9 protein-coding genes are annotated in these 12,771 nt (G+C 46.3%); 3 read left to right on the top strand and 6 right to left on the bottom strand.

Annotation, left to right across the window (positions count from 1 at the left end):
* The first annotated feature begins 11 nt into the window (after window positions 1–11).
* A complete protein-coding gene (gene csdA / locus vsple_RS03395; RefSeq protein WP_261882676.1) occupies window positions 12–1,223 on the top strand; it encodes a cysteine desulfurase CsdA in 1,212 nt (403 codons plus the stop codon).
* A gap of 139 nt (window positions 1,224–1,362) precedes the next feature.
* On the opposite strand, the gene csdE is transcribed toward csdA, so the two are convergent.
* The 4 genes from csdE to vsple_RS03375 form a co-directional block, all read right to left on the bottom strand.
* Complete coding sequence (gene csdE, locus vsple_RS03390) at window positions 1,363–1,791, bottom strand: cysteine desulfurase sulfur acceptor subunit CsdE (protein WP_261882675.1); 429 nt, start codon at window positions 1,789–1,791, stop codon at window positions 1,363–1,365.
* A 9-nt stretch (window positions 1,792–1,800) separates the two neighbouring features.
* Window positions 1,801–2,610: a tRNA cyclic N6-threonylcarbamoyladenosine(37) synthase TcdA gene (gene tcdA, locus vsple_RS03385; RefSeq protein WP_032551412.1), complete on the bottom strand. Its 810-nt coding sequence runs from the start codon at window positions 2,608–2,610 to the stop codon at window positions 1,801–1,803.
* A 103-nt stretch (window positions 2,611–2,713) separates the two neighbouring features.
* Window positions 2,714–3,826, bottom strand: coding sequence for a murein transglycosylase A (mltA, locus tag vsple_RS03380; RefSeq protein ID WP_261882674.1), 1,113 nt, complete (start codon window positions 3,824–3,826; stop codon window positions 2,714–2,716).
* A gap of 81 nt (window positions 3,827–3,907) precedes the next feature.
* A complete protein-coding gene (locus tag vsple_RS03375; protein ID WP_255231295.1) occupies window positions 3,908–4,384 on the bottom strand; it encodes a DUF2850 domain-containing protein in 477 nt (158 codons plus the stop codon).
* Between the two features lie 158 nt (window positions 4,385–4,542).
* Between vsple_RS03375 and argA the strand changes: the two genes are divergently transcribed.
* Both argA and vsple_RS03365 read left to right on the top strand, forming a co-directional pair.
* On the top strand, window positions 4,543–5,880 hold the full coding sequence (gene argA, locus vsple_RS03370) for an amino-acid N-acetyltransferase (RefSeq protein WP_255231296.1): 1,338 nt from the start codon (window positions 4,543–4,545) through the stop codon (window positions 5,878–5,880).
* Between the two features lie 462 nt (window positions 5,881–6,342).
* Entirely contained in the window at window positions 6,343–6,531 is a 189-nt protein-coding gene (locus tag vsple_RS03365) for a hypothetical protein (RefSeq protein ID WP_255231297.1), read from the top strand.
* Between the two features lie 61 nt (window positions 6,532–6,592).
* On the opposite strand, the gene recD is transcribed toward vsple_RS03365, so the two are convergent.
* Window positions 6,593–8,785: an exodeoxyribonuclease V subunit alpha gene (gene recD / locus vsple_RS03360; RefSeq protein ID WP_338116312.1), complete on the bottom strand. Its 2,193-nt coding sequence runs from the start codon at window positions 8,783–8,785 to the stop codon at window positions 6,593–6,595.
* Window positions 8,785–12,459 (bottom strand): exodeoxyribonuclease V subunit beta, encoded by a 3,675-nt coding sequence (recB, locus tag vsple_RS03355; RefSeq protein ID WP_261882673.1) that lies wholly within the window; start codon window positions 12,457–12,459, stop codon window positions 8,785–8,787. The genes recD and recB overlap by 1 nt, the downstream gene beginning before the upstream one ends.
* Window positions 12,460–12,771: the final 312 nt, after the last annotated feature.

Raw genomic sequence — 12,771 nt, 5'->3', positions numbered from 1 at the left:
GGTAATTTTAGATGCTAGACATCCAACACATTCGCAAGCAATTTCCTGCGCTCACCCAACAGGTTAATCAACAGCCTCTGATCTACTTAGACAGCGCTGCGACAACCCAGAAACCTCAAGTGGTGATCGATGCGATTAGTGAGTATTACTCTAAGCAAAATGCCAATGTCCACCGGGGAAGTCATAGTCTTACAGCCAAAGCGACCAGTCAATTTGAAGCTGCGAGGGATAATGTCGCTCAGTTTATTGGCGCTGCTTCAAGCAAAGAGATCATCTGGACTCGCGGTGCAACTGAAGCGCTGAACTTAATTGCCCAAACCTATGCTCGAAGCTCTTTAAAGCCGGGGGATGAGATTCTGGTCAGTGAACTTGAGCACCACGCTAATATTGTGCCGTGGCAAATCGTCGCCGAGCAAACCGGTGCTAAAGTGATTAAGATACCAATGACCAAAACATGCCAATTCGATATGGCTGCTTTTGATTCTCTGTTAAATGACAAAACTAAAATCATCGCTCTGGCGCAAGTCACCAATGTCACGGGGACACGTCAACCTATTGAACAAGTCATAGAAAAAGCACACTCTGTCGGTGCGATCGTGGTTGTCGATGGTGCACAAGGGGTTGTTCATGAGACTGTCAATGTGACTGAGCTGAACGCTGATTTCTACGTATTCTCAGGACACAAACTTTATGCACCAGCGGGGATCGGTGTGCTTTATGGCAAGCTAGAATTACTAGAGTCGATGCCACCTTGGCATGGCGGAGGGAAGATGGTCGAACGTGTTTCTTTTGAGGGAACGACCTACTCTGCACTGCCCGGTAAGTTTGAAGCAGGCACACCCAATGTGGCTGGTGCGATCGCGTTGGACTCGGCGATTCAATGGCTAAGCCAGTTCGAACAACAGCAAGTAGAAACGCACATTCATCAATTGGTCGATATGACCTACCAAGCCCTATCTAAATTGGATGACATCGAAGTCATTGGCTACCAACCTAACTCTAGCGTGGTCACATTTACTATGGATGGCGTGCATCATCAAGACATCGCGACGCTGCTCGATCAACAAGGCATTGCGGTTCGAGCCGGCCACCACTGTGCTCATCCATTGATGGATGCATTGGGGATCAAAGGCACGGTGCGAATTTCGTTTGGGATTTATAACGATATTGAAGATGTTGAAAGACTGATTGCTGCTATAGAGAAAGCGGTAGACATGCTTTAGCTTTGGTGGGGATCGAACGAGATTCCCTACTACGCTCCTTCGTCGCTATAGGGAATGACGAATCTAGGTTCTACTCGTCATTCCAGAACTGAGGGACGAAGTGTCTGGAATCTCTTAACGTGAATCGGAGATTTTATGGCTAGCAAGCAAGCTGCTTTATCTGCTCAACAATCGCTTTTAGGCCATTGCCACGAGAAGGGCTAAGGTGATCAATCAAACCAAGCTTTGCAAAATAGTCATCGATATCGAATGCTTGGATCTGCTGTGACGTTTTGCCATCAAAAGCGGCCATTACCAGGGCAATCAATCCGCGCACAATACGCGCATCAGAATCAGCACAGAAATGCCAAACATCCCCGTCTTGCTGAGCCACCAACCACACTTGGCTCTCGCAGCCAGCCACAGTCACTTGCTCGCTTTTCAATTCATCAGGCATTTGAGGAAGCTTTTTCCCCCACTGAATCACTTGGCGATAGCGATCTTCCCAGCCACGAAACGTTGCCATTTTCTCGACAATGTCATCACTGGTAATTGTGGAACCAAAAGGAGAGTCAGGGAATGAATGCATCTAGTGCTCCTACTTCTTATACTTCTGAATCAACTTTTCAACAATGCGCGATACAGCGACAAAGCCAAAGGTTGCGGTTACCACAGTCGCTGCGCCAAAACCCGTCGCACAGTCCATACGTTTAGGCCCTTCTGCCGTCGCTTTAGCTGCACATACACTGCCATCAGCTTGTGGGTATTTCAGCTGTTCGGTTGAGAACACACACTCAATACCAAACTTACGCGCTGGATTTTTCGGGAAGTTATGGTGACGACGCAACGTATCTTTCAATTTCTTAGCGAGCGGATCTTGAATTGTCTTGGTTAAATCAGCAACTTGAATCTGAGTCGGGTCAACTTGACCACCAGCACCACCGGTGGTGATCACCTTAATTTTATTGCTTCGACAGTACGCCAGCAGAGATGCTTTTGCTTTCATGCTATCGATCGCATCCAAAACGTAATCGAACTCTTTGGTAATGTATTCAGCTTGATTGTCTGGACCAATAAAGTCATCAATCAGATTCACTTTACACTCAGGATTGATCAACTTAACGCGCTCAGCCATCACCTCAATCTTGCTTTGACCAACTGTACCAGTCATTGCATGGATCTGACGGTTAATGTTTGTCACACACACATCATCCATATCGATCAAGGTCAGTTCACCAACACCAGTACGAGCCAAAGCCTCAACAGCCCATGAACCAACACCACCGATACCAACCACACAAACGTGTGCTGCTCTTAATATTTCAACTTCACTATTGCCATACAGACGGCGAGTCCCGCCGAATCGTTGGTCATAATTTTCAGAAGCTGGTGTGGTCAATTCACGCATTGTTGCCGCCAATTTATTGCATTAGAAAAAGAAAGAGTGCGTTTTATACGCACTCTTGAATAAAAAGTCTAGGGGATTAGCCGATGTAGTTCAATGCGCTAGCTTACTCAATCTTTTCAGGTGGCAACGCCCAGGGTGCTTCGGTCGCACTGCCGTCTAACCCAAGCTTCCAAACTCGGCCAAAGTGCTTGTAGTGTCCCGCTTCTGTGCCAGCTCTTGGCCCCATACCGTGATAAAGATCGAGATGATTTTGCTTCACCGCACCGCCAGTATCCAGTACCAACAATAAACGAAGCTGATGCACCCCACTCCAAGTGCCGTCAGCATTTAGCAGTGGCACTTCCGCTAAAATCGGTGTCCCCATAGGCAAGATAGATCGGTCACCCGCAACAGCCGCCATCGGTAGTAGTGGAATACCTGCGCTGCCCATTACCGACAAATCTTCATTTGCTTGGAAGAAAACAAAAGAAGGGTTCTGTTCTAGAAGCTCTTTCACGACTTCTGGATCATTTTCCATCACCCACTCTTTAATGGCTTTAAGAGACATTTTTTCACGAGGCACCAACCCTCGTTCAATCAATACACGTCCAATACTGACATACGCTTTGTTGTTTTTACCGGCATAGGCAAAATACTTAAGGGTGTCATCATCACCAAAGTGTACAAACCCACTGCCCTGCACTTCCATCATGAATGGATCGATACGATTTGCGGCATAACCAAGCTCTAACCCTAGTCCGTCTAATGCACCGTCGTAGATTTCAGCTCGCGTTGGGCACTCCTGACCACAATTTGGTAATGCGTAGACAGGGTAACGATACTCCTCATTTGGCTCATGGCGCAGCTCCATCACAGGTGAGAAATAGCCAGTAAATAGAACATTACCCTGCTTGTCTCCACCACCCAATTGTGCAGCCTCAACACCGTAATTGGACAATTGTTTAGGGTCACCACTTTGCAGAGCCCACTCATTCAACTGTTGATAAAGTGGCTGATAGATTTTTGCCATAGAGGGAGACTTAGAGACCACCATTGCAGCTTGTTCATAAAAAGCCGTGTAGTCTCTAGGGGAGTTGGTTTCGATCTGCTCAACCTTATTTAAGGTACGAGGAAATTCATCATCAAGATACTGTTGAGCGCGGTCTGTCGGTTGCGCACAACCGAATAGTACTGAGGCCGAAACCAGAGGGAGCCATTTTTTAATCACAAGAATCATCCAAAATTTTCTATGCAACGAGGATGACAAAAACGGCTGAATAACTCAATCTAAGTTTGTAAGAGTTTACAGTAAGATAACCTAACGAACTGAATGGTCGTTATAGCCCTTTAAACGAAAGACAGGGTTGTAGTGTGCATCGGAGTCGAGCTTCATCTCGGTATAATCCGAGTTAACCATTTTGAAACGATAGGTCTTTCCTGCAGAGCGATACTTAAAATAGTTGCCATCAAAGCTAAAATCAGTCGCAATCACAGAACCAGCGACCGTCACGCCTCTATCATTCAGCACAAACTCATCGGCTGCGTAATGCGCAACATTCTGCTCCACCCATGTGCCGTAAATCATACTTTTAGGTGTCGATGCGGCCTGCATACGAGCAAAGACCCCTTGATACAAGATCACCACTGCGATCGTACCCACTAAAGCTAGCACCATTAAGCTACGTTCGACCAACTTATGTTTAAAGTTAGCGTTTTTTCTCTTATCCGAATCGCTAATTAAGCTCTTCGTAATGTCATCAATTTTGTTTTTACTTACTGGGGCTTGCATAACCATTACTACTCAATTTTAAGCAACTGACATTCTACACTCAACAATGTTACAGAATAAAGTATTCTTTACGGTAGCTTACTATTTTATTCCTAAAATATTCTTGTTTACGATTGAATAAAAATGTTAAATTTAGGAATAAATAACCAGAACGGATTCTCTCTGTGAAATTAAGAAGCACCGCCTTAGTTAAAGGCTTCAGACAATCAACCCCCTACGTCAATGCACACCGTGGAAAAACTATGGTTATTATGCTGGGAGGCGAAGCGGTGGCCGATCGCAACTTCGGTAACATCATTAATGATATTGCACTCCTTCATAGTCTAGGTGTAAAAATTGTTCTGGTTCATGGAGCTCGTCCGCAAATCAACGAGCTGCTATCCAAGCAAGATTGCTATACCCCTTACCACAAGAATATCCGAGTTACTGATGAGCATGCATTAGGCGTAGCTATGCAAGCGGCTGGACAATTACAACTTGCGATCACCGCACGCTTATCAATGAGCTTAAACAATACCCCAATGGCCGGCACGCAGCTCAATGTCATGAGTGGGAACTTCGTCACCGCACAACCGCTTGGGGTCGATGATGGGACTGACTACTGTCATAGCGGAAAAATCCGCCGTATTGATATCGAGGGTATCAACCGTACTCTAGCTCAAGGATCGATTGTGCTACTGGGCCCTATTGCAAGCTCCGTAACAGGGGAGAGCTTTAATCTTCTTTCCGAAGAGGTCGCTACCCAAGTCGCGATTCGCCTCAAGGCCGATAAACTGATTGGTTTCTGTTCTGAACAAGGGGTTATCGACACCGATGGTAATGTACTTGCAGAGCTATTTCCAAAAGACGCTAAGCAGATACTTGATCGTCTCACAGAGTCGCAAGATCCAACCCTCAATATGGGTAGCGGCACTCAACGTTTTTTAAAAGGCGCGATTGCAGCTTGCCACGCTGGTGTACCACGCTGTCACTTAATCAGCTATAAACTCGATGGCGCGCTAATTCAAGAACTGTTCTCGTTTGATGGTATCGGTACTCAAGTGGTTATGGCGAGTGCCGAACAAGTAAGGCAAGCTCAAATCGATGATATCGGTGGTATCTTCGATCTCATTCGTCCTCTTGAAGAGCAAGGTATTTTGGTTCGTCGCTCTCGTGAACAACTCGAGCAGGAGATTCACCGTTTCACCATCATAGAGAAGGATGGACTGATCATAGGTTGCGCCGCACTTTACACTTACCCTGAAGATCATATGGCGGAAATGGCGTGTGTTGCTATTCATCCAGACTACCGAGATGGCAACCGTGGGCAACTGCTGCTCAATTACATGAGGCACCAATCTAAATCCCAAAATATTGATCAGATTTTCGTACTGACCACCCACAGCCTTCACTGGTTTAGGGAGCAAGGTTTTTATGAAATTGGAGTCGATGAACTGCCAATGGAAAAACAAAGCCTGTACAACTATCAACGCAAATCGAAAATACTGGCGTTGAACGTCTAAAACTTGATGTTTTGTGCAAAATTCCGGCACCTAAAATTTAAATTTGGTGCCTTTTCTCACTTTCGATAGAAATTGATTGCAAATGTAATCGATTACTATATGAGATTTATAAACTATGCACTTTTATTCACACCAATACTTGTATAGAATTTACCCGATTTACATTCTTAGTAAACATTGATTGGAATCGTCTATGCGTTCTTCGCATGGGGACTTGCACGGATTGCTTAAACTTAACATCGCAGGCTTATACCAATCGTAGTAAATAATTGCTCACCCTAGCTTGTTAAAATGCTCGATAACTGCATTAGAATTTTTGATTGTAGAATAACTACTTATCGAAAAATTCTGCCTTGTTCTCAAGCCTTTTTCCTGCGCTATTTTTGATCACTTATTTACTGTGATTGGTATTAAACTTTGGCTATGCCCGTTAATAACAAAAAGCAAAAAGAGCATATTGATATGAGAACCGTTATTTGTAATTCGCTACAGAGCTTCTGGGATATGGCTGACAACCAATTTCTTGAAGGGCTTGACGTCCATTGTGTGTTTCCAGTCACTGATAACCTAAAAGAGTTTATCTTGAACTGCCAAGCAAAATACAAGATAAACCATATCTCTTTTACAAAAGCCTTTCTCAGTAACGAGTAAGACCCTTTACTCAAAGAAGCCACCACGGACGGCTGCTTCCTATCGTCATCTCTTTATTCCTTTAGCGTTCACCGCCTCCCAAACGAACCGCCAAGCCACTCACACGTTGAGTTTTCACCTTAATACTTCGCTTAAATACTGAGTTATCGCTAAACATCATCAAGCGAGATTTGGCACGCGTCACGCCTGTATAGATAAGTTCACGCGTCAAAATCGGGCTGAACTCCGGTGGCAGAATCATTAAGGTCAAATCAAACTCACTACCTTGAGATTTGTGAATCGTCATCGCATAAGCCGTTTCATGCTCAGGCACTCGACTAGGCAGCACCGCCTTAACACTGCCATCAGGCAGCTCAAAATAAACCTTAAGTCTTGGCGATGAACCATCTTCGGTAATAGTGGAATCCAGCATACACAAACCAATATCACCATTGTACAAACCAAGACCATGATCATTACGCGTTATCATCACTGGGCGACCGTGATACCAGAGCTCTTCATTGTGAGGTTGAATCAAACGCCTCGCCGCTAGAGCTCGCTCAATACGGTGGTTTAATCCTGAAACACCAAAATCACCATCTCGTACCGCACAAAGAAGTCGACACTGACTGAAAAGATCCAGGGCTTGTTTAGCGCGCCCCTCCTGTTTCTCGCCTTCAGCTAACGGTTGGTGAATACAATTTAAGTAACTGCCGTACTCATTGACCAAAGTACGTAGCATCAAGTTATAACTGTCACTGGAAAGAGAGTGGTGCTCGATATCGGCAAAACCTTTATTCAATACCAAGTCAACTTGCGCGGCTGACCCAGCATTAATTGCCTTAGCCAGTTGACCGATACCGGAACGCGCATCAAAGCGATAACTCTTTTGCAGCATACACAAGCTATCAGCGACGGCTGGAGCCGAACTGATGTTGTTGTGTCTTACGTTGTGGCTAGACAAAGCGTTAAAACCCGTCAGTTCAGCAATCAAGCTCCCTTGAGATGCGCTGTAGCCGTGAGCATTGAAATCACAAATATCGCCCAATACAGCGCCGGCTTCAACCGAGGCTAGTTGGTCTTTATCTCCCAGAAGAATCAAACGCGCATGAGAAGGAAGTGCGTCCACCAGCTTATACATCATAGAGAGATCAACCATCGAAGCTTCATCGACAACCAGTATATCCAGATGCAGTGGATTTCGACGATGATGTCTAAACTCAGCACGATTTGGAATAGCACCAAGTAAGCGGTGCAAGGTGCTCGACTCCGTGGGGATGTTCTCTTTCACTACAGGTTCAACTGGAAGTTGATCGATCGCTTTACCAATTGACTCGGTCAAACGCGCTGCCGCTTTACCTGTCGGCGCAACCAATTTAATGGTCGGCGCTTTGCCCAAGTTCAATGACTGTTCGACCATTGCAGATAACAGTTTCGCCACTGTGGTGGTTTTACCTGTACCAGGACCACCTGATATCACAGCAAAGCGTCGGCTGAGTGCTACCGCTGCCGCAACTTTTTGCCAATTGAGGCATACCGACAAAGGCACCAACTCATCCAACACACTCAGGTCAGAAACCTGACGTGCATCCGCTACCACTCTATCAATCTCGCTCCAATTGAGTTCAGATTCAGAGACAATATCTAAGTGATCGCAAACCAACTGCTGGCGAAGCACTTGCGTACTGTGACCATTCGCGTCAGCCTTAGCCAAAGCATTAAAAAGAAAGTGATAGCTCCGAGCAAATAGTTGATTAAGCGTTTGTGTCAGTGCTCGCTTCTGCTCTAGATTAAATTCCACCGGATGACTCAAGCGATTTAAAGCCTCAGCAAGCACCACCTCATAATTCCAATAGCGCTGTAGATAGACACGCTGCCCGTCAAACATGAGTGGCTTAACACAGGCAGCAGTGGTGCCAACCAGACTTGAGTTACTCAAAATAGCAGACCAATCGATATTCAATAGACGTTGATTGAGCTGCTGTGCAGCTTCGCCATATAGCCCAAGCAACTGCGCTAAGTCAGCGGGTGTATTTGACTGATAGTGATCACTCACTGTCAGTTGCATACAGATATGACCTTTTCCCAGCTCATGGCTAACCACACCCGCAAGAAAGCCAAGCTGCTGAGCAGTATCGGCCTCTTGTGAGTAACCACTCGCTTGCTGGGTGATAAAGCGAGCAAATTGATAATCGAGCTGGCGAATTGTCCCCTTATCAGCCAAAACCTTTAGTACATCCATTAACGGCGCTTGGTGTAAATCAATGGGTGTCATTATATAAGCTCCATCTGTCCAGCTTGGTCATCATTCGATTGGGCTGTTTGGCGATCGACGACCTTGCCGTCAATCAATTGATCCATTTCATTGAGCATGGCTTCACTTGGTTTAGCGGAAAATATTCCTTGCTGAGATTGTCCATCCATACCACGTAAAAACAGATAATAAACACCGCCAAAATGCTTTTGGTAGCTGTAATTAGCAATTCGACTGCGCAGGAAGCGGTGCAGAGCTAAGGCGTAAATTTGATACTGCAAATCATATCGGTGATCGGCCATGGCACCCTTAAGGGCGTCGCCATGATAAACCGCCACATCATCACCTAAGTGATTTGATTTCCAGTCAAGCACGTAGTATTTGCCTTCATGTTCAAACACCAAATCAATAAAGCCCTTCAACATGCCTTGCACAGTGTGAAAACCGAGGTCGCCAGCTTTCGCCGAAAGAGGATCATGATACTGAATAACACGGTTGAGTTCTGAGGATGCTAACACCTCAATGGGCAATAAAAACTCCATCTCAACAAGTCGCTGAGAAGCATTTTTCTCGCTTAACTTAAGCTTTTTACCATCTAAAGCGGTGTTGAGCACGGTATCAACCAATTGTTGAAGAACCGGTAACCACTCAAGCTCATACTGTTCAAGTTCCAGTAAGTGAGTGATCACTTGAGTATTGTGCTCGCTGGTCGCAGGCTCGGTAAACTCGACCTCTTCAAACAGGGTATGCAAAAACGTACCCGGTCTTGCTCCTCGAGGGAAAGTAAAGATAGAACGCTCTGGCTCAATCAGCTCGTCTTCATCCTGCTCATCGGCAGAGTCAATATCAAAGCCCGATACCTCCATCGTCGCATCATGACTTGCGCCATGACTGCCTTGCTTGACTAACCCAGAGTAACTGGTGATACGCCACGCACGGTCAATCGACGCCTTCAACTCTTGAGCTTGGAGATCAGGTTGTGGTTCTGATTTAGCTACAAAAGGCTGCTCATGCTGCGTAGGCGTCTCGCTCAATGTAATACTTTGATTGCCACTCTCTAAACTCGCCAAAGCTTGCTGTAGTTCAGCAATGCTGCACTCTTTCCCATTTTGAACCAGATAGCCCATCGCGCTCAAATGCACACCCGTCGGCTCTTTGGTTGAACGCCCCTTGCGCAGTGGTGCCATACCAATAAAGCAGCCGTAAACAGCACGGGTTAGCGCTACATAGATCAGACGTAAGTCTTCCGCTAAGCGCTCTTTGTCGGCTTGCGCTAACGCGCCATCACTGGCTGTGATATCAAGCACAGTAGTGTCTGTAGCGTGGTCGTAATATTTACCTTCGCTCGCTTCACGGTAGCTTGCTACAAACGGTAAGAACACTAAGTCATATTCCAAGCCTTTGGATTTATGGATAGTCACGATTTGCACCAAGTTTCTTTCTGACTCTAGACGCTGAATGTCATCTTCACTGCCACCCAAACCATTCTGCGCATCGATGATCGCTTCCGCAAGCCAGCGCAACAGTCCATAGTCACTGTCTAGCTCTTGTCTCGCTTGCTGGAGCAATTCGCCGATGTGCATTAAATCCGTCAGTGCACGCTCCCCGTTCTCTTCTTCCAACAATCGCTCAGCTAGGTGGCGCTTACTCATCACCGCGCGTAACATCGGTAGCACACCGCGCTGTAGCCACAGCTTTCGGTACTCACGAAATTCATTAACCGCATTTTCCCAAACAACCTCATCATTGTTCAGTTGGTCTAATGATGCTGCATCAAGGGCAAACAACTCAGAAGCCAGACAAGCACGAAGAGCTCGGTCATTTTCTGGGGTTAGTACCGCTTGCAACAAACGTTGAAGATCTTGAGCAACAAGACTGACAAATACACTGTCTCGGTTAGAGAGGTAAACACTGGCGATGCCTTGCTCTGCAAGCGCCGTCTTAACTAAACGCCCTTCACTACCGGTTCGCACCAAGACGGCTATATCACCCGCTTGAATCGATTTTTGGCTTTTGCCGTTATCAAGAAACGCTTGCTGGTCTTGAGAAGCGGTCAATATTGTTTGAATTTGGCTCGCCGTCGCTTCTGCCATCGCTGCGTGATATTCCCCTTTAGGTAAGGGCTTATCTTCCGCCTCTTGCAACCAAAATGTCATCGCAGGTTGAACCTGGTCGCCAAGTGTCCAGTGACGCAAATCGGCATTGGGACTCGAAGCGACTGGAAGAAATGGAATATCTTCGTCATAGATAAACGGACTGTCAGATTGGCTAAACACCTGATTTACCGCGCTCACCATGTCTGCACTTGAACGCCAGTTAGTACCAAGAGTGTAGTGGGCACTCACTTGGTTACGCGCTTTGATATAGGTAAAAATGTCTGCGCCACGGAAGCCGTAAATTGCCTGCTTCGGGTCACCAATCATAAACAAGCCACATTGTGGGCTATCCAGATAAATACGACTGAAGATGCTGTACTGCAGCGGATCGGTATCTTGGAATTCATCGATCATCGCGACTGGATAAAGAGTACGAATGCGTTCGACCAACAGTGACTGTTCATCGACATCAATCGACGCTGAGAGCTGGGTCAGTAGATCGTCAAATGAGAGCCACTGCTTCTGCTCTTTAGCCGCGGCAAGCATGGTTCGACAATGGGTAATTGCATGTGCCAGTAGCGGCGCTTTCATATCCGCAGGCTGTGCTAAGAAGGTATCAATCGCCTCAAAAACCTCATGACAAGGAGCCGTGCCTTTCGGTGTTTTCTCGTTGAGCGTTGATTGAGAAAACTTTTCGAGTTTATCTGGGTACTGATAATCATGTGTCTCACTTTGCGCCCAAGTCGTTACCGCCTCTAACCAAGTCGGCAGTGACTTTTTGGTGTAGCTGCGTTTGTTAACATCTGAGCCCGAGATAATGGGCAGAAAGTCCTCTTGCGATGCCAGCCATTGTGTTTTGAGTGCTCTGATTTTATCAAGGTTGCTGTTGTGAAGAGATTGCAGATCACCAGACATCGCCTCTACTGTTAGCTTTAACGGCGCGCCTGTTAGGTAGCGGTTTACATCCGCTAACAGAGCAGAAGGTGAACCCCAGATATTACGTACTTCTCCAGCCAACTGCAGCGGTAATGGGTAGAACTGTTTACGCCAGTAATCCGCCACCACTTGCGCTTTTAGATGACTTTCGTCGGTCACAAATTCATTGTCAAAGCGACTACCCGACTCAAACGCATTTTGCGTTAGCATGCGTTGGCAGAAACCGTGAATGGTGTATACCGCCGCTTCATTCATCTGTCTTTCAGCATTCAGCAAGATTTTGGCAGCCCCAGTATGGTCGTCAATGCCTTCAAGTAGAGGGGCTATGACAGGATCGCTACTCTGACCACGTGCAAAAGCAATGCGCGCATCGTGGATACGTGCACGAATACGGTCTCTAAGTTCTGCTGTTGCCGCTTCGGTAAAGGTCACCACCAAAATCTGATCGACCGTTAGCGGTTGCTGGTGTCGACTCGGCTCTTCACCATTAACACCAATCTCAGAAGTGCCGTGACCAAGCAAAAGTCGCAGATACAAGCCGGCTATCGTGAAGGTTTTACCCGTACCTGCAGAAGCTTCAATCAATCGCGCCCCATGCAGAGGAAACGTCATGGTATTAAGCGCTTGTGGCGTGATAACGAGATCACGTTTTGTGGTAGTCATACCGAGCTGCCTTCTTCTTAATTATTCTGTTACAAATGTGACCTAGTATCAAAAACGTCATACAAATTTGGTCTAGTACCAATATCTTATTAGGGAGTGCGATCTCTCTCACGGATCAATTTGGTGCACGTCGTTACTATGCGCCCACGAGTTCAGGCAGACGATTACTTTTTCGCCGCTAAAGAACCAAAAGAATAATGGTCCCTCTGACCTGTGGCCGTACAGCGAACGCCCTACACTAATAATGATTTACTGGCGGCCACTTTAATTCCTGTGCTTTTCACTCCCTGACTTCTCAGCACTTCTCTTATC

Source organism: Vibrio pelagius (genome assembly GCF_024347575.1).
Lineage (GTDB): Bacteria > Pseudomonadota > Gammaproteobacteria > Enterobacterales > Vibrionaceae > Vibrio > Vibrio pelagius.
This window is presented reverse-complemented; position numbering and strand designations above follow the sequence as displayed.